The following is a 21537-nucleotide window of genomic DNA, read 5'->3' on the forward strand; positions in this document are numbered from 1 at the left end:
AGCTTATCGAAACGACCCCCGATAACAGCTTAACGCTCTTCGACAAAGGCTTTTACTCCCTAGGTTTACTTCAAGCATGGAGCTCGCAAGGCATCAATCGCCATTGGCTTATCCCGATGAAAAAAGGGCTGACTTATGAAGTCGTTCAGTCTTTTGGCCGACAAGATAAACTGATAAAACTGAAGAGTAACCTGCAAGCGCGTAAAAAATGGCCAGAGCTAGAACAAGAGGTTGTAGTACGTTTAATCACGAGAGTCAAAGAGGGTAAGCAATACGATGTTCTCACCTCAATGGTTGACCCTATGCTTTATCCCAAATCAGATATAGTCGGTTTATATGGATACCGTTGGGAAATTGAACTGGGGTACCGAGAGCAAAAACAATACATGCTTGGTAACCGCCTTACACTGCGAAGCCGACTCCCAGAGCTCGTGAGACAAGAGCTCTGGGGAATACTACTGACATACAACTTAATCAGATATCAAATGGTGCAGATGTGTAATACGTTGAATGGAGACTACTTGCCATACCAACTTAGCTTCAATGGAGCCTTAGCCCACATCATGCGCCTAATAGTGGGGCTTCCCTACGCGTCACCAGGTGCAATACCGAGGCAACTCCAAAACTTCTACGCAATGAGTGGGAGCTTAATACTTGAACCTAGGCGAGAAAGCTCCTTCCCTAGAGTCGTGAAGAAAAAGCCAAGCCGATACCCTAGAAAATACAATGCCGCTCACCTTAAGTGAACGGCATTAGAGCAGTGCTCTGGCCTTGCATGTTTCGCTAGATATTAGAATCGATAATTGGCTTGTACACCAATTATCCATACATTACCTGTCGTTGTACCCACAAACTGACCACCGATATTTTCTGCAGCATCATCTGAGGCATAGCCACGAGATTCAATAATCGGTGCATCTTTCGCTAGGATGTAAGTGAAACCAGCGTCTAGAGTGAATTGGTCGGTAAATACGTAACCAGCACCAACACTCAGCCAAGTACGGTCTGTTTCTGGGATAGTAATGGTTCGGTTTTTATCGCTCACTGCCGCCATGTCGTATGCAACACCAGCGCGCAATGCCAATTTTGCATCTAGTTGATAAGTTGCCCCTAACGCGAAACGATAGTTGTCTTCCCAATTTTCAATTTTCACTTCAGATGGCTGGGTTCTGCCTACCAGTTCGGCTTCGAGCTTGTCAAAGCTGCTCCAGTCTGTCCAGTTAATGCTTGCATGCAGAGCAAGTTTGTCATTAAGTTGATGGAAACTGGCTAATTCTGCGGTTGCAGGTAGGTTTAGGTTCATAAAGCCATCAAGCTTTTGGCCTGATGGCAAACCAAAGCCAAGTCCTTCAGCGTGACCTTCAAGTTTCAGTTTTACCTCTGATTTATAGGTGAAACCAATGCGGTTGTTATCGTTGATTTGCCAAGCGGTACCTACTTGCCAACCCCAAGATGTGTCATCACCTTCCATGTATTTTAGTGTATCACCTTGATTTAAGTTGGATACTAGTGCTGCTGTGTGAGCTGGGACTGTTGCACCAAAATGCCCTTCACCTATGACATAGCGAACACCACCACCAACGCTAACCGTTGGGGTCACTTGATAACCAACATTAACATTCGCTTCCATAGTTTTAACCATGGCTTCATTGCCAAAATGGCTTGCTGCAAAATTATTATCTAACTCTGTTTCCATGCCGTAGTTAGTACCCAGAGCCAAGCCAAGCACCAGTTTTTCATTAACCTGATGTGATAGGTAGAAGTTAGGAATTACCGCGTCGTGTGCAAAGTCGTCTGAACTTGTCTCTAACATACCATTGATTTTGCCTTTAACATCAACATTCGGGTTAACGTAAATAGCACCCACAGAAATTTGCGTACCTTTCAAATAAGTCAGCATGGCAGGGTTACGCCATTGTGCACTGGCATTATCAGCCATGGCTGCTTCACCAGCGTAAGCCCGGCCAAGACCGGTTGCAGAATATTCAGCAAGTTGGAAACCTGCTGCTTGGGATGCGCTTGATACGCTGAATAGTCCACATGCCACTGCGAGTGAAAGAAGAGTTTTATTTGATTTCATTATAATGTTCGCTGAAATATATGAATTTAGTAGGAGGATTCTAAGGTTAGAGCTAATACTTTAAAAATATAAAGCAGTGTATTTTCCATTTTTGAAAGTAAAACCTTTAAAATCCAGAATTTCAAGTCGAATGCTCTGCTTGTTATGAAAGTGTTTCTGTTTTTTAGCGAACATTTGTAGCGTGGTTTAAGGTTATAAAGGTACAACTGTTAGCTGAATTAGGCGAGGGTATGCTGTTACAGTATTGAAAAGGGCTGGAAAACCAGCCCTTTATTGATGCTTTGCTAATGAACGTTTTGTTTAGAAGCTGCGGCTATATTGTAAGCCGACTAGGATTGCATCTGCGTGAGTCGTTGCTGAAATAGAAGATAGCTCTACTGGTAATGTTGGGTGAGGTGTTGATTCGTTAACCTGAACGTCTTTGCCCATTAGATATGTGAAACCAAAATCAATGTTTGATTGTTGATCTAAATGGTAAGTAAAACCAGCTGACAACCAGTTACGATCGGAATCTGGAACTGAAACCGAAGTCTTTTGATCTTGAGCGCTGGTATCAAGCATGTAACCAGCACGCAGTGTCCAATCTTGGTTTAGGTAGTAAGTACCACCAATCGAGTAGTGCATGCCATCTTGCCAGTTATATTCGTTCAATACCCCGCTTGTTTTAGCTTCTAGCTTGTCAAACTCAGCCCAGCCAATCCATTGAACGCTATAATGTACAGCAAGCTGTTCATTTAAGCGGTGAAAACCGGAGAATTCAGCCATATCAGGAAGTGGCATAATGAGAGTGTCATCGACTTTACCTTTTCCTGAACGAGAATAATTGACATCTCCATCAGCTTCTAAATCTGGGCTGTAACGGTAAGAAAAACCAAAACGGTTATGTTCATCCAGCTCATAAACAGTGCCTAAGTTAAAGCCTATTGCCCAACCATCGGCATCAGCTTCTAACGCTGTAGAGCTACCTAGGTATTGACTTGTTTTTCGTTCGAGTTTTCCTTGACCATAAATCAAATCTAAACCTAAACCTAAACTCCATTGTTCATTTAAACGGTAAGAACCTGATAAACCAAAATTTACACTTTTCACATCAGTTAAGCCGCCGTATTCAGAGCCAACAAAGGAGCTATCAAACTCAGTTTTCGTACCGAAGTTTGAATAGGCATTAATACCCCATGCAAATTGATCATTAACTGGCACAATTAAGTGAATATTCGGTGCAATAGAAGTGTCACCCGCATCATTATAATTTGAATCAAAAGATGAGCCAGGTGCTGTAATCGCTGAATATTTTGCATCTTTAACTTTAATTTTCGATGTGATCGATACAAAACCCAAAGAGAGTGAGGTTTCATCAAACAACGCCATCGCCGCTGGGTTACGAGCCATTACCGATGCGTTATCTGCGATAACGGCATCACCTGCGAATGCACGACCTAGGCCGGTGGCTGATTGTGCATTGAGTTGGAAACCTGCTGCAAGTGCTTGTTGTGAAGCGAGAGCTACGGTTACAGCGAGTAGAGATTTTTTAAACAGACGCGTCTTGTTCATTGTGCTTTTCCTTTTAACATCGTCGCCTCTAATGGGCGTTGTCTGAGCAATAGCTCAGTTTAGTGGCTGATACTAGACTCTAGTGTAGAAGATAGAAATCCGACCATTGTCTAGTTGGATGATAAAATTACAGAAATGATGCCTATCTGGCAGGAAAAGCTTATAAAATGCTTCATTTTAGAGTTTTGACTCTATTTCTATCGGAAAAATCCGACCCACATCGAGTTGTGGGTCGGAACGTGACTTAGCTGGCAGGTTTTAGCATTGGCATCAGTTTTTTGGCGATGTTAGCGACATCTTCACCTTTTTCTCCGACAAGGATAAGGCTTGTGTTACCCATTGGTTCGACAATGCCATTCATGCCTTGCTGGGTGAAATTGGTCGGTTGCTCACTGGCAACGCCAGCTAAAAATAGTGTTACCTTGCCTTTTTCGCCTTGAAATACCATGTGTAGTGCATTTGCTTGACCAAATCCACAATGGTTTAAATAGTAAACATGGTACGGAAAATTATGATTGAGCTGATAAGCAAAAGGCAGCATTTTTGCGTTGATCTGGCTTGAATTCACCTGTTCATCAAGGGTGCTGACAAACCCATCTTCATCAATAACGTGTTTGATTGCCGTATCGACAAGGCTAGCTTGCGCTGGTGGCACGATTAAGTTGCCCCAATTGACTTGACCTACGAGTAACCCGAAAACAAAAGCAATAGAAGCGGCCATCGCCATGGCTTGCTTTGCAAAAGTTGCTCGAACTACATTATCGGCTACGGATGTTTGGTTAAATAAGATGCGATCGGCTAAGTCATCAGGCACATCAACATTCATGGCAGCGGCAATTTTCGTATCTAGATTGAGCACATCATCTAAAAATTTACTGTTCGCTTCATTCGCTGAGGCGGCATCGATCAGATCTTTATCGCGCTGTTTTGGATCTGACATCACGCGGCGGCGAAATTCTAAATCATCCATTTTGCTGCCCTCTATAAGTTTCAGAAGAATCCAACATTTCTTTCAATTGATTGCGAGCTCGAAACAAGCGAGTCATCACTGTGTTTTTATTGAGCTCTAAGATCTCGCCAATTTCTTCACCACTAAACCCGCCAATCACTTGCAGAAAAAGTGGTTCTCGGTATTCAATATCCAATTTCATGATCTGTGCTTGTAACCATTCTTGTTGGTGATGAGGATCATCGTTGACTTTAACATCGCCGCTATAGTCATCAATATCGACCAAATCAAATTGTTTTCGCTCAAATCGGCGAGCATTCTCTCGACGCAGAATCGTGATCAGCCATGATTTCGCTGCTTTTTCATCTAGTAAACTATCAAGAGATTTCCAAGCTCGTAGGCAGGTCTCTTGCACTAAATCTTCTGCAATACTCTTGTCTTTACACAGCCAATAGGCATATCGGTAAAGATCCCGATGATAGGCGCGCACGAGCGCTTCATATTTTCTTTGTCTGTCCATATCATTATTGACCGGGGGGCTGGCCTTTTTCTTTCCAAACATTTTTATTATCGACACATAAGCCTCCATCTGCTCTGTGGTTTTATACCAACGTTATGCGTTTAACATAGGAATACGGTGTGTTATGGAAATTCAAGTTTTGCGGCTTTTTCATTCCGCTACATTCAATAAATCACAATAAAATTGATCTACTTCAAAAAGTCATCACCTGAAGCCGCTATAGTACACCTTGTCATCTCGTTAGTCATTGCGACTAACATGTTGAGCAAGATGACACTTCCTTTTGAAGGCTGACTTTACTTTCTCCTAATCAGGAAACTGATTATTTCAATTGGCGTAAGTTAATTGCTTTATATATTCCGACCACACATTCTTGTGTGGTTTTTTTTTTGCCTAAAATTCTCCAATATCAGAGCGCGTCCGCGATCATGAGAGGGCTATCTTCTCCAGTAGTCTCATGTTTGTCTTCCGTTGTTTTATCGGGATTTGCCTAGATTCGATGCGAATATCACGTTTATTTAAACACCTGTTTGATTGTTTTAACAATCTCGTTACAATGTGCAGGTCAGACCTCTTATTGTAAGGAGAAACAATGGGCAAGCAGGAAGTCAAAACACGCTCAGGTGAACGTGTTGCAATTGTAGCGGGGCTGCGCACTCCTTTTGCGCGTCAAAGCACCGAATTTAGCCAAGTTCCCGCCGTCGACCTAGGAAAAATGGTTGTTGGTGAGATGTTAGCGCGTACGGATATTGATCCTAAATTGATTGAACAATTGGTCTTTGGGCAAGTGGTCCAAATGCCGGAAGCGCCGAATATTGCGCGTGAAATCGTGTTAGGCACTGGTATGAATATCCACACCGACGCTTACAGCGTGACACGTGCTTGTGCCACCAGTTTTCAAGCCGCGGTTAATGTGGCTGAAAGTATCATGGCTGGAACCATTGATATCGGTATTGCGGGTGGTGCTGACTCTTCTTCTGTTTTGCCAATTGGTGTCTCTAAAAAGCTTGCCGCAGGTCTTCTCGCACTGAGTAAAACTAAAACGGTTGCTCAAAAACTCAATATATTAAAATCGCTTTCCTTCAAAGACTTAATGCCAGTTCCTCCTGCTGTTGCAGAATACTCGACTGGGTTATCGATGGGGCAAACGGCGGAACAGATGGCGAAGTCACATAATATCAGTCGCTTGGAGCAAGATGCACTGGCTCATCGTTCCCATACCTTAGCTGCGCAAGCGTGGAAAGAAGGTAAAATTCAGGGCGAAGTGATGACCGCTTTTCCTGAACCTTATAAAAAGTGGATTGCGGAAGACAACAATATTCGTCATGACTCCACTTTAGAGGGCTATGCCAAACTACGTCCTGCGTTTGATCGCCAATATGGCAGTGTAACCGCAGCCAACAGTACACCACTAACTGATGGTGCTGCCGCGCTTATATTGATGCGCGAAGGGCGAGCTAAAGAACTCGGTCTAGAGATCATGGGGTATATCCGCTCATACGCATTTTCTGCGATTGGGGTAGAACAAGACATGCTTATGGGGCCTTCCTACTCGACTCCTCTTGCTTTGGCGCGCGCGGGTATCGAACTTTCCGACCTTACACTAATTGATATGCATGAAGCTTTTGCGGCGCAAACCCTTTCCAATATGAAAATGTTCGCGAGTGACCAATTTGCCCAACAGCATTTAGGTCGAGCGAAAGCTATCGGTGAAATTGATATGGATAAATTCAACGTGTTAGGTGGTTCTATCGCTTATGGTCACCCTTTTGCAGCAACTGGCGCACGTATGATTACACAGACATTAAGAGAGCTGAAACGCCGGGGGGGCGGGTTAGGCTTGAATACGGCATGTGCGGCTGGTGGCCTAGGCGCAGCGATGATTTTGGAGGTTGAATAATGAACACAGCAAAAGCCTTTAATTTGACCATTGATGAGCAAAATATCGCGTGGCTCGCTATTGATGTCCCAGGCGAGAAAATGAACACGTTGCAAGCGGCGTTTGCTGAAGAAATGCAAGCCATTTTCTCAGAACTGGACGCGCAAAAAAACAGCTTAAAAGGGATGATTGTCCACTCACTTAAACCAGACAACTTTATTGCAGGCGCTGATGTTCGCATGTTGGACGCTTGCCAATCGTCAACGGAAGCTGCAGCGTTAGCGAAGCAGGGTCAGGACATGTTTCAAACCTTGTCTGATCTTCCTTTCCCAGTTGTTGCTGCGATTCATGGTCCCTGCTTAGGTGGTGGTTTAGAGCTAGCGTTAGCGTGTCACTATCGTGTGTGTACGGATTCCGATAAAACGCGTTTAGGTTTGCCTGAAGTTCAACTCGGCTTATTGCCAGGGTCGGGTGGTACTCAGCGTTTACCTCGCTTAATTGGTTTGCTCTCTTCACTTGATTTGATTTTGACTGGCAAGCAGTTAAGAGCAAAAAAAGCCAAGAAACTGGGAGTGGTGGATGCCTGCGTGCCTGAAACTATTTTGCTTGATGTAGCGCAGAAGTTTGTTATCGATAATGCAGGGAAAAATAAGAAAAAACATAAGGTTGCAACCAGAGAAAAGTTGATATCTCATACTCAATTTGGGCGTAAGTTGATTTTTGATCAAGCGGCGAAAAAAACTAAACAAAAGACGCGCGGAAACTACCCTGCGGCTGATGCAATTTTAGATGTAATTCGACACGGTTTAGAGCATGGGTTTAAAGCCGGATTGGAGTTAGAAGTAAAGCGTTTTGGTGATTTGGTAATGAGCTCTGAATCAAAAGCCTTGCGTTCTATCTTCTTCGCGACAACTGAGATGAAAAAAGAAACGGGCAGCAGCGCCAAACCTAAACACGTTCAGCGTGTTGGTGTATTAGGGGGCGGTTTGATGGGGGCTGGTATTAGTCATGTAACGGCTTCAAAAGCGAAAATGCCAGTACGCATTAAAGACGTTTCTAATGATGGTGTTTTGAACGCGCTGAATTACAACTACAAGTTGTTTGATAAACAGCGTCAGCGCCGAATTTTGTCTAAGGCACAACTACAATCGAAAATGTCGCAGTTGTCTGGTGGAACGGACTTTACTAGCTATTCGCAGATTGACGTAGTAATTGAAGCGGTATTTGAAGATTTAAATCTAAAACAGCAAATGGTTGCAGATATTGAGCAAAACGCGAAAGATAGCACCATTTTCGCAACTAATACTTCATCACTGCCAATTTTTCAAATTGCGGAGAAAGCGGCTCGCCCTGAAAATATTATCGGCTTGCATTATTTTAGCCCAGTAGAAAAAATGCCGTTGGTGGAAGTTATTCCTCATCAAAGTACTTCGGAAGAAACGGTTGCCACCGTAGTTGCACTTGCTCGTAAACAAGGTAAAACACCGATTGTCGTTAAAGACTGTGCTGGCTTTTATGTGAACCGTATTCTTGCCCCTTACATGAATGAAGCAGCGCAAGTGTTAATGGCGGGTGAGCCGATTGAAAAGCTTGATACGGCATTGCTTGATTTTGGGTTCCCTGTTGGACCTATCACTTTGTTAGATGAGGTTGGTGTCGATATCGGAGCGAAAATTATGCCGATTCTGGTCAAGGAGTTGGGGCCGAGATTCCAAGGTCCTGATGTATTTGACGTACTGTTGAACGATAACCGTAAAGGCCGTAAGAGCGGCAGAGGCTTCTACACTTACAAAGGCAAGAAAAAAGAAGTGGATAAGTCGGTCTACAAATTGCTGAAGCTGACTCCGGAATCGAAATTGAGCGACAATGAAATGGCACTGCGTTGTGTATTACCAATGCTCAATGAAGCGGTTCGTTGTTTAGATGAAGGCATTATTCGTAGCCCTAGAGATGGCGATATTGGTGCTATTTTCGGTATTGGTTTCCCTCCTTTCCTTGGTGGGCCATTCCGTTATATGGATCAAATAGGTATCGGCAAGTTAGCTGAAATGATGAACAAACATGCTGAAAAGTATGGCGATAAATTTGCACCGTGCGATGGTTTACTGACTCGTGCTGGATTAAATGAGAGTTTTTATCCTTAATCGCAATTACTCTAACTTAAAGTACTAACAGCGAGGGATTGCCCCTCGCATTTTTTTTGTGCGAATTATTCTCATTTGTTATAAGATGAAAAAACAATAATGAAGTAAAGAAGGATTTCAAATGGATGCATTAGAACTGCTGTTGAACCGACGCTCCATTGCTAAGCTCAGCTCACCCGCACCTGAAGGCAAAGTATTGGAAAATATTATTAAAGCGGGTCTACGAGCTCCTGACCATGGCGGTCTAACACCTTGGCGCTTTGTCATAGCTCAGGGAAGTGGCTTGAATAAACTCGCCAATATTTTAGCGGCAGCAGCACAAGCTGATGACAGCGAAGCGGTGGTGATCGAAAAAGTGAAAAGTGCGCCCTTTAGAGCACCGATGGTCATTACCATCATTGCCAAAGTGACCGCACATGACAAAGTGCCTGCATTCGAGCAGTATTTGTCGGCAGGGTGCGCCGTGCAAGCTATGCAAATGGCCGCTGTAGCACAAGGTTTTCAAGGCATTTGGCGTTCAGGTAATTGGATGTTTCATCCTGAGGTGCGTAAAGCTTTTTCTGTGCAAGGGGAAGATCAAATCGTTGGCTTCTTATATCTAGGAACACCAGGATGTACAGCGTTGAAAGTGCCAGAGCGTGACTTGAGCAAATTTGTAGAATTCTTATAGAAAAGAGACCCAGTCAGGCTGGGTCTCTTACAAGACAACAAAACGTTTAATCTAGTATTTAGTCAGTGTGATAGGCAATCACAAAATCGATAAATAAACGGACTTTTTCAGGTAAATGATCTTTGTGGTTGTAAAGCATGTAAATATCACGTGGGTTTGCTACCCAATCGTGTAGTACTCGCACCAGACTTCCATCTTCAATAAACTCCTTTATCATCACATCTGGCATCAAAGTAATCCCCAGGCCTTCAGAGCAAGCACTGCGAACGACATTGAGGGTATTCGCTTGAAAGCGACCTTTATCGTTATTAACTATGCTTTCCCCTTTATTATTCGTCAGTTGCCACTTCATTAGAGGGTGGCCTTTAAGCAGCGAATGGTTACTGAGTTCTTCTGCATGAATGGGGGTCGGATGCTTAGCCAGATAAGCAGGGCTTGCCACCAAGATGTCTTTTACTTCATTAATTTTTCGTGCAATCAGGCTAGAGTCTCTTTGTGGTCCAACTCTGAAAATGACGTCCCATTCGGTCGGGTCAAGCTGGTCAGCATGATTGCTCGTGGTGAGTTCAATGTTGATATCAGGGTACTGATTCATAAACGCATTGAAGATGGGCATCATCATGCGCTTTGTCACGTTGGATGGTGAGGATATTTTGAGTTTACCAGAGGCCCCTCGGCATTCGTCGGTGATTTCTTCAGTTGTCGACGCGAGTCTGTGCAGTAAAGGTGAGCACTCTTGAAAGAATCGTTCGCCGGCTTCAGTTAGCGACAGTTTCCGAGCATGACGATTCAACAGCCTAAGATTCAACGAATCTTCAAGTGCTTGAATGCGTCGGGTAATGGTTGCTACTGGGATCATCGTTTTACGTGAAGTAGCGGTGTAGCTTCCATTTTCGACAACCAGTCGAAATAGGTTTAGGTCATCTAATTTCATTATTCCTGACACATTATTTTGCGAATTTGAGTAATCTATACGTATATCATTTGCCAAAGTTTGAGTCATATCAACTTGTTTGACGAAAAGTAATATTCAGTACATATAGTAGGTAGCCTCAAAAGAAAGTGGAACATTTGTATAAATCTTATTTAGATACTACCTTATAAAGTATCGTATCAATCCATCTTATAACAATAATATAACCGCTTTAAAAAGCATTGTGAGGCGATAACCATGTACAAATCTCACAGTCAGGTTGGTGAGCGCTCGGCACAAAAACGTATAGAGAATACTCCCATCGACCAGAAGCTCATTATGCTCGTTGATGATGATCCTATTTTCAGGCATATCATCAGTGGCTACTTGGCTTCTCAGGGATATCAAGTGCTTGAAGCCGAAAATGGCCTTGATGGCTTACGCAAATTAAAAGATGCAGAACCCGATCTTATTGTCTGTGATCTTGCAATGCCAGTGTTAAATGGTATTGAATTTGTTGAAGAAGTGAGTCTGGAATATCCTTCAATGCCATTGATTGTGGTATCTGCGACAGATGAAATGTCTGATGTCGCCAAAGCCTTGCGCTTTGGCATCAAAGATTTTCTACCCAAACCAATTGGTAACCACCAACATCTTGGTTGTGCGATTGAAAGTACACTAGAAGATTCATTCAGTCGTTTGGCGGATCAACGTGACTTCTCAACTCAGTGGTTTCGTATTGATGATGATGGTGATGTTCCTGAAGAGCAGGAATTACATTGGCATCTCGAGTATTTACAAGATAATCCAAATGCTGCAAGAGATTTACTTCACGCCTTGTTACCGGATAAAGACACCTCGCAAGGAAGTTGGAAATGCAGTTATCGACTTTTACAGTCTGCTGATGTGATGCCTTTGGTCTTTGATTATGCGTGGCTAATGAATGGACAATTTGCTTTTTACTTAGTTGATTCAAATAATTATTATGAAGATGGTATTGCGTCGACCTTATTGGTCAGAGCCTTATTTCATGACTATCTGCGTAACTTAAAGAGCTTTAGTGCTGATCTAAAAAATATGGCTGAGATATTGGAAAAGGGGATTGAGTGCGCTAAATCGGCCAACTCCGTCAAAGCGCTATTTGGTATTGCGGATCTCTCTGAAGGAACGGTTTCGCTGTTGCCGGCTGGTTTGGACTGTCAGTGGTCTAACTGCTACATCAACCAACACATAGCACCTGGTGTTAACTTAGGTGAAAACTGTTTGAAAAATTTTATTACCAAGGATTTACCGATTAATTCAGCCTGCCAACTATCAATTAATCGATTAGGTTCCAGCAGCTTTAAACTGGATATTTATCAAAGCAAAGATGCCTGACTGATCGGTGACGCTGATTAATTCGCTAGTCGTTATTAGACTTTAATAACCCTTATTTTACTCTGTGTTTGTGGTGGTGTGTTTGAGGTATAGTTTGCGCCTAAAACAATAATTACCAAATCCGTTTACTTTTCATTAACTCTAATTGATAAAAAGAGCGGAGAAAACAGTCACCCAACACTAGAGAAGTAGCAATGGCAGACCAAGATTTTAAAGAACCTTATAACATTTTTTACTTTTTAGGCTTAATCACCGTCATTTTAATCCCGACTTTACCTGCAACACTGACTTGGATTCGTGTATTTAACGGCTATTCAGGTTTTTAATTTTGAACGGAGCTCGTCATTAATATTCGTCATCTCTTTCTTAATATTTTTGGCGGGCTGAGCCTAGTTTTAGGCATTATCGGTATTTTCTTACCTCTACTTCCAACTACTCCATTTATCCTACTCTCCAGTGCTTGTTTTTTGAGAAGCAGCCCTCGCTTTCATTATTGGTTACACCATCATCGTATCTTTGGTCCAATACTCTATAATTGGCAACAGCATCGAACTGTCTCTCAACAAGTTAAGCAACGTGGTTGCGTATGGATTGTCGCTAGCTTTGCTTTTTCTATCTGGTTTGTTCCTCATTTTTGGTTAAAAATCATGTTGTTTATCATGCTTGTGGGATTGATCACTTGGTTTATTCGACTTCCAGTTCATGAGCAGGTTGCTAACCAACAAGAAAATCACTAGCATTATAGAGAAGTGTGCCCACTCTTCGAGTGGGCGTTTGTTTTTTCAGCGACTAGATATATTGCCATATCGATAGTGCTGAGAGTTCATGCTCTACCACTCCACGCCTGCATAAGCCTTGGGGTCTATGAGCCAATCGAAGTAAATGAAGTTATGACAACTGAAACTATCTCTCTGATCAAATCAAGCATCAAAAGTATTCCTAATTATCCAAAACCGGGCATTCTATTTCGTGATGTCACCAGTTTGCTAGAAGATGCTCAGGCATACCAAGCGACCATTGCGTTGTTGGTTGAAAAATATAAGGACATGGGCTTTACCAAGGTCGTGGGCACTGAGGCGCGTGGTTTCCTATTTGGTGCACCACTTGCATTGGAGTTAGGCGTTGGTTTTGTACCTGTACGTAAGCCCGGTAAATTGCCACGAGAAACGGTTGCCCAGTCTTACGAGTTAGAGTACGGCACCGATACCTTGGAAATTCATGTCGATGCAATTAAGAAAGGCGATAAAGTTCTGATGGTTGATGACTTGCTTGCGACGGGTGGCACGATTGAAGCGACCACCAAATTGATCCGTCAATTAGGGGGTGAAGTTGATCATGCTGCGTTTGTAATTAATCTACCTGAAATTGGTGGAGACAAACGTTTACAAGCAATGGGACTAACCATCTATAGTATCTGTGAATTTGAAGGTCACTAAGTCAACCAATTGGAAGTATTCATGAGTTATCTTGCCTTAGCGCGAAAATGGCGACCAACGAAATTTAATGAAGTAGTCGGACAAGCTCATGTCTTGACGGCGCTTGAAAATGCATTAGCACAAAATAGATTGCATCATGCTTATCTGTTTAGCGGCACTCGTGGTGTTGGAAAAACGACTATCGGTCGATTGTTTGCCAAAGGGTTAAACTGTGAAACGGGTATCACCGCCACACCTTGTGGTGAATGTGATACATGCCGTGAAATTGACCAAGGACGCTTTGTTGATCTCTTAGAGATCGATGCCGCATCACGCACTAAAGTTGAAGATACTCGTGATTTACTAGATAACGTGCAGTACAAACCTGCACGTGGTCGCTTCAAAGTTTATTTGATCGATGAAGTTCATATGCTCTCTCGCCACAGTTTTAACGCTTTGCTTAAAACGTTGGAAGAGCCACCTGAATATGTGAAGTTTTTACTTGCGACGACTGATCCGCAAAAATTACCTGTTACTATTTTATCGCGTTGCTTACAGTTCAATCTTAAACCAATTAGCGTTGAAAAAATCCATGAGCAGCTAGAGCATATTCTATCAGTCGAACAAGTAGCTTGTGAATCCAGAGCGTTAGGTATGATAGCGCATGCGGCCGACGGTAGTATGCGTGACGCACTGAGCTTAACCGACCAAGCTATCGCCTTAGGCAATAATCAGGTTATGGTTGATGTGGTTGCTCCCATGCTTGGTACGTTAGATACTGACCAAGCATTGAACTTACTACAAGCCATCAGCAGTAAACAGCCACAAACAGCAATGAATAGTGTAGAGTCTTTGGCGCAACATGGCGTTGATTGGGATGGATTGCTACAGCAAATCGCGATGCAATTGCACCGCATTGCTATGCATCAAACCTTACCTGCTACACTGGATAAAATGCAGCCAGATGCTGAAAAAATTCAGCTATTGAGCAAAGCATTGAGCCCACAAGATGTTCAGCTTTATTACCAAATTGCGTTGAAAGGTCGCGAAGATTTAGCCTTGTCACCGACGGCGCGTGTTGGCTTAGAAATGATAGTCTTACGTATGATGGCGTTTCGCCCTGCATCAGTGTCGCTGGTCAATACTATTAGCACTGATGTATCTAAACCTAGCGAACCTCAAGTTCAACAGTTAGCACCAGTTTCTAGTGTTGCAGCTCCATCTCAAACCGTACCCAGACCAAATGTTACTCCTGCGCAGCCGGTAATATCGACAGAACCGCAACTTGGCTACCCTAGCTACGAGGCGGATCGAGAGTACGATAGTCGCTATTCTGACATGAATTATGATGACTCTAATGCAATGGACTATGTACCAGAAGCATATTCGCACGCGTCATCAGCCCCCCCAGTCTCTCAACAACCGGCCACACCGCAGCCAGCACAGTCGGTTTCACCGATAGCAGGGTTACGCCATCAATTGCGCTCTCAGCGTAAAGGGTTAGCTCAACCAGTAAAAGGTTCTAATCCAACAAGGAACGGTGGAAAAAAGTCTAATGCGGCATCTGCTCAACCTGAATCTGTGCTTGAACGCGTTGCGTCGCACGGTAAATCAGCACGGATGTCGTCTGCATCAAAAACCAAGACTGAGAGCGACCAACCTCTTGGCAATGAACCTTATCAATGGCGTCCAACACAGACTGAGGTCATTGAGCTACAAGAGAAAACTGAGCTGACACCCACTCAAATTAAACAAGCTTTGGAGCATGTTAAAACCCCTGAAATGGCGGCGAAGTTGTTGGAAGAGTCGGTAGCCAAAGACCCGTGGGCAGCATTGATTCAAAAACTGAATACAGCAAAATTGGTTGAACAACTGGCGTTAAACTCTGTCTATCATAAATCAAGCTCATCAATCGAGCTGACATTAAGAACGAGCCAAGCTCATCTCAATACCGAACGAGCGCAAAGTGAATTATTGCAAGCGCTCAATGAAGTGCTTAATGAAGAGTGTCATCTTAATGTGACTATCGGTGAGCAAGGTGAAACGCCATTAGAGCTCAGAGAGCAGCTGTACCAAGCAAGGTTAGAGCAGGCTTTTGCCAGCCTGGAGAGCGATCCTAATGTGGTGTTCCTACAAAAGCGCTTTGAAGCTGAACTTGACCGCGATAGTGTGAGACCAATTTAATCAAATTAACCGTGTGTGGGGTTGAATCTATTCTTTAGTAACCCCACTTTATGTGAAACACCCAATGAAACCAGAGAGATAAACATGTTTGGTAAAGGCGGTATGGGCAACTTAATGAAGCAAGCCCAGCAAATGCAAGATCGCATGCAAAAGCTTCAAGAAGAAATCGCAAATATGGAAGTGATTGGTGAATCTGGCGCAGGTCTTGTAAAAGTCACTATTACTGGTAGCCACAGCGTACGTCGTGTTGAGATCGACGAAAGCTTGATGGAAGATGACAAAGAGATGCTTGAAGATCTTATCGCAGCGGCATTTAACGATGCGGCACGTCGCGTTGAAGAAACTCAAAAAGAAAAAATGGCTTCAGTAACTGGTGGTATGCAACTACCACCAGGCATGAAAATGCCGTTTTAACCAACAAGCAGGTTATTAATGCGTACCAGTCATATGCTGGAGCATTTGATGGAGGCCTTACGTTGTCTGCCTGGGGTTGGCCCCAAGTCAGCCCAACGTATGGCCTTTCATTTGTTACAGCGCGATAGAAAAGGCGGCTTACAGCTAGCCGATACTTTAAGCCAAGCGATGACAGAAATTGGTCATTGCAGTGAGTGCCGAACTTTCACCGAAGAAGAAACGTGTAATATTTGCACCAACCCCAAGCGCCAAGAAAACGGGCAATTGTGTGTGGTAGAAAGCCCTGCAGATATTGCCGCCGTTGAGGCAACGGGCCAATATTCTGGGCGCTATTTCGTGCTTATGGGTCATCTGTCGCCATTAGATGGTATTGGTCCGAGTGATATCGGTTTGGATACTTTGGACTATCGCTTGCAGCGTGGTGGTATTTCAGAGGTGATTCTAGCGACCAACCCAACGGTCGAGGGAGAAGCAACGGCGCACTATATTGCTGAATTGTGCCGAGCTCACCAAGTGTCCGCAAGCCGTATTGCTCATGGTGTACCTGTTGGTGGCGAGCTTGAGCTAGTCGATGGCACAACGTTGTCTCACTCGCTACTTGGGCGGCACAAGATTTAATAAAAAAGCCGCTGAATTCAGCGGCTTTTTTGAGCTTGAGGTTCGAGAATCGATTAATCGTTTGATTCTGTACCAAGTAGATTTTTGTAGATAAGTGCACCTAGAATACCACCAACGATTGGTGCTACCCAGAATAGCCAAAGCTGAGAAACAGCCCAGTCACCAACAAATACCGCAACACCAGTACTACGTGCTGGGTTAACCGATGTGTTTGTCACAGGAATGCTGATTAGGTGAATCAATGTCAAACATAGACCAATAGCGATAGGTGCGAAGCCTTGAGGTGCACGTTTGTCTGTTGCACCCATGATCACGATTAAGAACATCATCGTCATCACAACTTCAGCCACTAAAGCTGCAACCATTGAATATTGGCCTGGAGAATGTGCGCTGTAACCGTTCGCGGCAAAGCCAGAACCAACCACGTCAAAGCCCGCTTGACCGGTTGCGATTACGTAAAGTACGCCACCCGCAATAACACCACCAATCACTTGCGCGATGATGTAAGGCACTACGTCTTTAGTCTCGAAACGACTACCGGCCCATAGACCGATAGTTACTGCTGGGTTTAGGTGACAACCTGAGATATGGCCAATAGCAAATGCCATTGTAAGTACGGTAAGACCGAACGCCAAAGAAACGCCCAACAGGCCAATGCCGACATCAGGGAAGCCAGCCGCTAACACTGCACTACCACAACCACCAAGCACTAACCAAAAAGTACCAAAAACCTCTGCCATGTATTTATTCATATTGTTTCCTATTGCGGATTTAGATTACCTGTTGAACATAGTAGAGAATTGTCAGAAAAGTGTGAATTGAAGCGCGGAAATTAACCCAAATGCCAGATATGAGCGTTTCTGTCTCATACATGAAACGAAATGGATAAGGAGAGGGTAGGTGGATGAGTTGAAAGGAAAACCTCGGCTATCGCTATAGAATTTGATAACCGAGGCGAGAGGAAGCGTTAGCTAAAAGCAATAAATGGTGAGATACACAACAAGATGCCCGTAGCGATGATCAGGTATAGTGAAGCACCTTTATATTTATGTAGAGAAGGCACTTGATACACCAAGTAAGCAGGAATCAAACAGCCAATCAAACCAAAGATAGGGCTACAAACCGAAGTGAAGCTCAGAACCGGTAGGTTGAGTACGATAGCGCCCCACGCCATCAAAATCGCGAATAGAATGATGCCTTTCGTCACGAGATCTTTGTTGATTTGCTCTTCAGGCATCACTTTTTTCAATGCCAACATCGCAAGGCCTTGGCAAGAATCACGGAAGCCAAGGTAAACACCAAAGAATGCTGTCATTACAGAAAAGATGTTCAACATCAGGCTAAGCAGTTTAAGCGTCGTGCCGTCCATGCCTTGTGCTACCATCGCTAGCGCAGAGATGTTCTCGTTTGCTGCGCGGACTGCTTGTTCATGAGACATCGCCAACGTGAAAGAAATCGCGTAGAAAAACACGGTAACGAACAAAATGCCAAAAGCGATATTCATGGCGCGCATCGCTTTAAAACGGGCAACTTCAATAGACTTCTCTTTCGAACGGTAAGAGATCACCATCGGACTCAAGCTTTGAATAAACAAGATAGAGGTAAGGGTGAACGGCAGCAGTTCAATCGCATCTTTTAGGCCAGCACCAGCCGTTGGTACTGTACCGACATTAGCTAAATCCCACTTTTCTACCATCATGAAACCCAATAGGGCAACGGTACAGAGCTTAATTAGCACTAAGCCCGTACTGACTTTAAATAAGATCTTTTCTCCACGAGACGCGATCGCCACCAAAGCGCAAACCAATGCTAAACCATACAACGGGTTTTCCGACAACAGCCCCTCAGTGATACCAAAGCTGTGTAGAAAAGAGGCTGAGTCATTATTGATTGCCGTCGAGTATACGAATACCCATATCACCAACATGATGAAGTAGAGCACTCCTAACAAGGCGCCCCATTTATTGCCAAGGTAGCCAGAGATAACCCCCGCATAGTCTTGACACTTCGGAGAGGTGGAAAGCGTGTTAATAAATAGGCGTTGGAACAAGTACATCGCTGGATAACCAATCACCGCGGAGGCAAGAAATACCCATATACCAAGTACGCCCACTTTTACTGGAAGAAAAACAATACCAGCACCGATTGCCATGCCGATACTCATGATTACCCAGCCCCAGTCAGTGCTATCAAACTTAGTCGCCGCTTTCCATTCTGTGGCTGTCATTCCGGCTTTAACGTGAGGTGGTTCTTTAGTTATTGGAAGAGTTTGTGTAGGTACAGTAACGCTCATTGTCGTTTTCTCTTTGTTAATATGAATTTTCTCAAATCTATTTGAGAAAAATATTAACAGCAATTATTTTGTAGAAAATTCAGATAAATTTGAGATCTAGGCGAAATTACTCAATAAAATCTGAATTTAGATCGATTTTTGTGATCTTTGGTTGTTTTTTCTCACATATAGTTGAAAAAATAGCTTTAAAACGAAAGCGAAAGCTGAGTTTTACGACTAAAACTAAAAACTATGTGAGGATTAACATGAAAGAATTGATCGCTTCAGAGCACGCTCCTGCCGCAATTGGCCCATATTCACACGGAACCACTTACGGGGATTTGATTTTTACTTCTGGTCAGCTCCCAGTTGATAGCGCGACAGGTAAAGTAGTAGAGGGAGGGATTACTGCTCAAAGTCATCAATCTCTAACGAACTTAAAACATGTGCTTGAAGCTGGTAACGGCAGTTTAGATACGGTTCTAAAAACGACGTGCTACTTGGCAAACATCAGCGACTTTGTTGAATTTAACAAAGTGTATGCAGAGTTTTTCCAAAAAGATTGCCCAGCACGAAGCTGCTTTGCGATGAAAGATCTTCCGCTAGGTGTTTTGATTGAAGTTGAAGCGATTGCTAGTAAAAAGTAATACGGAGAAGAAGCATTAATCAGCAATGGAACCAATATATTCAAATCATTAAGCAAGTTGTAAAACCTGCCCTCGGATGTACAGAACCCGTTGCTGCTGCCCAGCAACTTATTGATGAAGAGTGAGTCAATGTTGCTCGCATTGATACACAAGAATATATCTTTTGCAGTGTAACCATGAGCGCTGGAGAAGACATAGTTTCGGTGACCATCAGCAGTGGGCACACTAACATCATTCATATCACTCGAAATGGAGTGGTGACGTTTGATGCCCCTTTACAGCAACGAGTCGCGACAAGATCGGTATGTAAAGGGGTTGATATCTCTATTAAGCAGATTTACGACTTTGCCCTTCAGCGCCATTTGATGACATCAAATTTATTTTGTAAGCGGCGAAACTCAACACTTCCTTAGCGCAAGAGGGTATCGACTGAGGTTACGGTCTAGAAATTGGCCGCACATTAAAAGGCAATATCGAACAAGGTTTGCTTAGCAATGACCTGATGAGCAGAATCCAAATGATGACCTCTGCTGCATCCGACGCTCGAATGGGGGGACGACCCTGCCAGCTATGAGTAACTTTGGCAGTGGTAACACGGTAACCAGTGCGGCAGCATCTATGGCATTGGTGTACCTTGCGGGTGGCACGTTTGAACAATCATGTTATGCGATTCAAAACGTTATCAGTGATAGTTCGGGCATGGTGTGCGATGGCGCAAAATCCTCATGTGCGATGAAAGTCTGCACTTCTTCAACTACGGCAGTGCGCTCATATTTGATGGCGATGGGTAACCACAGTGTGAAGAATCAAGGTATAGTAGACGACGAAGTTGAACAAACTATAAGAAACGTTGGCTCTATGGTTAGACTTGGTATGCCGTATACTGACAAATCTATTATCGATATCATGTTGGCCTAGCCTCAAAGTTTTTACTAAGGGAAGTAAATTGCAGCTTAAGAAACTTACCAAAAGTGATTTAGATATTTTGAATTCGATGAAGAACGTCGTCGATGGCATTGCTCGTATGTACGGTGAACATACTGAAGTCGTTCTTCACAGTCTTGATGCAGAAGCACCAGAAATCATCAAAATTGCCAATGGCCATGTTACTGAACGTGGAGAAGGCGCTCCAATTACCAACTTAGCAAGAATGAAGCTACTTGAGGGCAAGGACGTGTCAGACTCGTATCTGACTAAAACCGCGAGCGGAAAGACCTTGCACTCGATCACCACCATCGTTCGTAACCCAAAAAATAAGCCTATCGGTCTACTTTGTATCAACGTGGATATGGATGTGCCGATGCAGGACTTTTTGCGCTCAATCTTGCCGCAGCAGCAGAACCCTTGTTGCACGGGAGCGAGCTCGCCAGAAACGTTTGCACGCAACATCGACGAAACCATCATTAGTACGATCGAAACCGTTCAGTCAGAAGTATGGACGAATGAGGCAATCACACCTTCCAAACGCAACCGAGAGTTGGTGACACGCTTACAAGGTTTTGGGATTTTTAAATACAAAGATGCGGTATTGATGGTGGCAAACCACCTAGGTATCTCGCGTGATACGATTTACCTTTACCTAAGGGAATTGGGTAACGATTAAGTGAGTTGTTCGAGCTCGGTAATGTTGCTCAAAGCTTCCTGATTAGTTTGGCCACACACGATCGGACATGGTTTGAAGTCGTGGCATACTTTGGGCCGTTCTGGCTTGCCAAACAACTTACATAGATTATCGTCGTTAAGTTGAATGCAACGAACCCCTGCCGGTTTACCATTTTCCATGCCTGGAATTGATGAAGAAATACTAGGGGCAATACAGCATGCGCCACAACCGAGTCGGCATTCCATAACATTTGTCCGAGAAATAAATTAGGCACGCATCCTAGCAGATATTAGTAGGAATC

General features: G+C 43.7%; 21 protein-coding genes and 1 pseudogene. 14 read left to right on the top strand and 8 right to left on the bottom strand.

Going from position 1 to position 21537, the window contains the following annotated elements; translation table 11 throughout:
* A partial coding sequence (locus tag AACW06_RS05575) for an IS4 family transposase (protein WP_192074343.1) occupies window positions 1–746 on the top strand: 746 nt, incomplete at its 5' end.
* Window positions 747–790: 44 nt separating this feature from the next.
* Here AACW06_RS05575 and AACW06_RS05580 read toward each other — a convergent pair.
* From AACW06_RS05580 to AACW06_RS05595, 4 genes are all read right to left on the bottom strand, one after another.
* Window positions 791–2080 (bottom strand): outer membrane protein transport protein, encoded by a 1290-nt coding sequence (locus AACW06_RS05580; RefSeq protein ID WP_192074344.1) that lies wholly within the window; start codon window positions 2078–2080, stop codon window positions 791–793.
* Window positions 2081–2380: 300 nt separating this feature from the next.
* Window positions 2381–3631: an outer membrane protein transport protein gene (locus tag AACW06_RS05585; RefSeq protein WP_176312166.1), complete on the bottom strand. Its 1251-nt coding sequence runs from the start codon at window positions 3629–3631 to the stop codon at window positions 2381–2383.
* 244 nt (window positions 3632–3875) lie between these two features.
* Entirely contained in the window at window positions 3876–4601 is a 726-nt protein-coding gene (locus AACW06_RS05590; RefSeq protein WP_176312167.1) for a DUF3379 domain-containing protein, read from the bottom strand.
* On the bottom strand, window positions 4594–5169 hold the full coding sequence (locus AACW06_RS05595; protein ID WP_176312168.1) for a sigma-70 family RNA polymerase sigma factor: 576 nt from the start codon (window positions 5167–5169) through the stop codon (window positions 4594–4596). The genes AACW06_RS05590 and AACW06_RS05595 overlap by 8 nt, the downstream gene beginning before the upstream one ends.
* A gap of 523 nt (window positions 5170–5692) precedes the next feature.
* Here AACW06_RS05595 and fadI point away from each other — a divergent pair.
* From fadI to AACW06_RS05610, 3 genes are all read left to right on the top strand, one after another.
* The gene (fadI, locus tag AACW06_RS05600) at window positions 5693–7000 is read left to right on the top strand and encodes an acetyl-CoA C-acyltransferase FadI (protein WP_192074345.1); all 1308 of its coding nucleotides are present in this window, start codon (window positions 5693–5695) and stop codon (window positions 6998–7000) included.
* Window positions 7000–9123: a fatty acid oxidation complex subunit alpha FadJ gene (gene fadJ / locus AACW06_RS05605; protein WP_192074346.1), complete on the top strand. Its 2124-nt coding sequence runs from the start codon at window positions 7000–7002 to the stop codon at window positions 9121–9123. The genes fadI and fadJ overlap by 1 nt, the downstream gene beginning before the upstream one ends.
* 121 nt (window positions 9124–9244) lie before the next feature.
* Entirely contained in the window at window positions 9245–9793 is a 549-nt protein-coding gene (locus AACW06_RS05610; protein WP_192074347.1) for an NAD(P)H nitroreductase, read from the top strand.
* Between the two features lie 58 nt (window positions 9794–9851).
* Here the strand turns inward: AACW06_RS05610 and AACW06_RS05615 are convergent, their stop codons facing one another.
* Window positions 9852–10727, bottom strand: a complete 876-nt coding sequence (locus tag AACW06_RS05615) for a LysR family transcriptional regulator (RefSeq protein WP_192074348.1) — start codon at window positions 10725–10727, stop codon at window positions 9852–9854.
* Between the two features lie 237 nt (window positions 10728–10964).
* On the opposite strand from AACW06_RS05615, the gene AACW06_RS05620 reads away from it, so the two are divergent.
* The 7 genes from AACW06_RS05620 (at window position 10965) to recR (ending at window position 16714) form a co-directional block, all read left to right on the top strand.
* Complete coding sequence (locus AACW06_RS05620) at window positions 10965–12083, top strand: response regulator (RefSeq protein ID WP_192074349.1); 1119 nt, start codon at window positions 10965–10967, stop codon at window positions 12081–12083.
* Between the two features lie 194 nt (window positions 12084–12277).
* The gene (locus AACW06_RS05625; RefSeq protein WP_272956756.1) at window positions 12278–12409 is read left to right on the top strand and encodes a hypothetical protein; all 132 of its coding nucleotides are present in this window, start codon (window positions 12278–12280) and stop codon (window positions 12407–12409) included.
* A 45-nt stretch (window positions 12410–12454) separates the two neighbouring features.
* Entirely contained in the window at window positions 12455–12820 is a 366-nt protein-coding gene (locus AACW06_RS05630) for a DUF454 family protein (RefSeq protein WP_192074419.1), read from the top strand.
* Window positions 12821–12973: 153 nt separating this feature from the next.
* Window positions 12974–13519, top strand: coding sequence for an adenine phosphoribosyltransferase (gene apt, locus AACW06_RS05635; RefSeq protein WP_192074350.1), 546 nt, complete (start codon window positions 12974–12976; stop codon window positions 13517–13519).
* Between the two features lie 21 nt (window positions 13520–13540).
* A complete protein-coding gene (dnaX, locus tag AACW06_RS05640) occupies window positions 13541–15682 on the top strand; it encodes a DNA polymerase III subunit gamma/tau (protein WP_192074351.1) in 2142 nt (713 codons plus the stop codon).
* Window positions 15683–15766: 84 nt separating this feature from the next.
* The gene (locus AACW06_RS05645) at window positions 15767–16096 is read left to right on the top strand and encodes a YbaB/EbfC family nucleoid-associated protein (protein WP_053310179.1); all 330 of its coding nucleotides are present in this window, start codon (window positions 15767–15769) and stop codon (window positions 16094–16096) included.
* Between the two features lie 18 nt (window positions 16097–16114).
* The gene (gene recR, locus AACW06_RS05650) at window positions 16115–16714 is read left to right on the top strand and encodes a recombination mediator RecR (protein WP_192074352.1); all 600 of its coding nucleotides are present in this window, start codon (window positions 16115–16117) and stop codon (window positions 16712–16714) included.
* A 53-nt stretch (window positions 16715–16767) separates the two neighbouring features.
* Here recR and aqpZ read toward each other — a convergent pair whose 3' ends face one another.
* Window positions 16768–17466: an aquaporin Z gene (aqpZ, locus tag AACW06_RS05655; protein ID WP_192074353.1), complete on the bottom strand. Its 699-nt coding sequence runs from the start codon at window positions 17464–17466 to the stop codon at window positions 16768–16770.
* 215 nt (window positions 17467–17681) lie between these two features.
* Complete coding sequence (locus AACW06_RS05660; protein ID WP_033006068.1) at window positions 17682–18941, bottom strand: amino acid permease; 1260 nt, start codon at window positions 18939–18941, stop codon at window positions 17682–17684.
* A gap of 311 nt (window positions 18942–19252) precedes the next feature.
* Between AACW06_RS05660 and AACW06_RS05665 the strand changes: the two genes are divergently transcribed.
* The 3 genes and pseudogenes from AACW06_RS05665 (at window position 19253) to AACW06_RS05675 (ending at window position 21236) form a co-directional block, all read left to right on the top strand.
* Complete coding sequence (locus AACW06_RS05665; RefSeq protein WP_192074354.1) at window positions 19253–19633, top strand: RidA family protein; 381 nt, start codon at window positions 19253–19255, stop codon at window positions 19631–19633.
* Between the two features lie 14 nt (window positions 19634–19647).
* A pseudogene (locus AACW06_RS05670) lies at window positions 19648–20551 on the top strand (L-cysteine desulfidase family protein).
* 28 nt (window positions 20552–20579) lie between these two features.
* The gene (locus AACW06_RS05675; RefSeq protein ID WP_192074355.1) at window positions 20580–21236 is read left to right on the top strand and encodes a helix-turn-helix transcriptional regulator; all 657 of its coding nucleotides are present in this window, start codon (window positions 20580–20582) and stop codon (window positions 21234–21236) included.
* Here AACW06_RS05675 and AACW06_RS05680 read toward each other — a convergent pair.
* A complete protein-coding gene (locus AACW06_RS05680) occupies window positions 21233–21481 on the bottom strand; it encodes a YkgJ family cysteine cluster protein (RefSeq protein WP_171979958.1) in 249 nt (82 codons plus the stop codon). The two genes, AACW06_RS05675 and AACW06_RS05680, sit on opposite strands and share 4 nt — an antisense overlap.
* Between the last annotated feature and the right edge of the window lie 56 nt (window positions 21482–21537).

The organism is Vibrio sp. S12_S33, assembly GCF_963889785.1.
Classification (GTDB): Bacteria; Pseudomonadota; Gammaproteobacteria; order Enterobacterales; family Vibrionaceae; genus Vibrio; species Vibrio aestuarianus.

Excerpts from the sequence above, each read along its gene's own strand:
- AACW06_RS05580 (WP_192074344.1), bottom strand. The coding sequence starts at position 2,080 with ATGAAATCAAATAAAACTCTTCTTTCACTCGCAGTGGCATGTGGACTA.
- AACW06_RS05585 (WP_176312166.1), bottom strand. The coding sequence starts at position 3,631 with ATGAACAAGACGCGTCTGTTTAAAAAATCTCTACTCGCTGTAACCGTA.
- AACW06_RS05590 (WP_176312167.1), bottom strand. The coding sequence starts at position 4,601 with ATGGATGATTTAGAATTTCGCCGCCGCGTGATGTCAGATCCAAAACAG.
- AACW06_RS05595 (WP_176312168.1), bottom strand. The coding sequence starts at position 5,169 with ATGGAGGCTTATGTGTCGATAATAAAAATGTTTGGAAAGAAAAAGGCC.
- fadI (WP_192074345.1), top strand. The coding sequence starts at position 5,693 with ATGGGCAAGCAGGAAGTCAAAACACGCTCAGGTGAACGTGTTGCAATT.
- fadJ (WP_192074346.1), top strand. The coding sequence starts at position 7,000 with ATGAACACAGCAAAAGCCTTTAATTTGACCATTGATGAGCAAAATATC.
- AACW06_RS05610 (WP_192074347.1), top strand. The coding sequence starts at position 9,245 with ATGGATGCATTAGAACTGCTGTTGAACCGACGCTCCATTGCTAAGCTC.
- AACW06_RS05615 (WP_192074348.1), bottom strand. The coding sequence starts at position 10,727 with ATGAAATTAGATGACCTAAACCTATTTCGACTGGTTGTCGAAAATGGA.
- AACW06_RS05620 (WP_192074349.1), top strand. The coding sequence starts at position 10,965 with ATGTACAAATCTCACAGTCAGGTTGGTGAGCGCTCGGCACAAAAACGT.
- AACW06_RS05625 (WP_272956756.1), top strand. The coding sequence starts at position 12,278 with ATGGCAGACCAAGATTTTAAAGAACCTTATAACATTTTTTACTTTTTA.
- apt (WP_192074350.1), top strand. The coding sequence starts at position 12,974 with ATGACAACTGAAACTATCTCTCTGATCAAATCAAGCATCAAAAGTATT.
- dnaX (WP_192074351.1), top strand. The coding sequence starts at position 13,541 with ATGAGTTATCTTGCCTTAGCGCGAAAATGGCGACCAACGAAATTTAAT.
- AACW06_RS05645 (WP_053310179.1), top strand. The coding sequence starts at position 15,767 with ATGTTTGGTAAAGGCGGTATGGGCAACTTAATGAAGCAAGCCCAGCAA.
- recR (WP_192074352.1), top strand. The coding sequence starts at position 16,115 with ATGCGTACCAGTCATATGCTGGAGCATTTGATGGAGGCCTTACGTTGT.
- aqpZ (WP_192074353.1), bottom strand. The coding sequence starts at position 17,466 with ATGAATAAATACATGGCAGAGGTTTTTGGTACTTTTTGGTTAGTGCTT.
- AACW06_RS05660 (WP_033006068.1), bottom strand. The coding sequence starts at position 18,941 with ATGACAGCCACAGAATGGAAAGCGGCGACTAAGTTTGATAGCACTGAC.
- AACW06_RS05665 (WP_192074354.1), top strand. The coding sequence starts at position 19,253 with ATGAAAGAATTGATCGCTTCAGAGCACGCTCCTGCCGCAATTGGCCCA.
- AACW06_RS05680 (WP_171979958.1), bottom strand. The coding sequence starts at position 21,481 with ATGGAATGCCGACTCGGTTGTGGCGCATGCTGTATTGCCCCTAGTATT.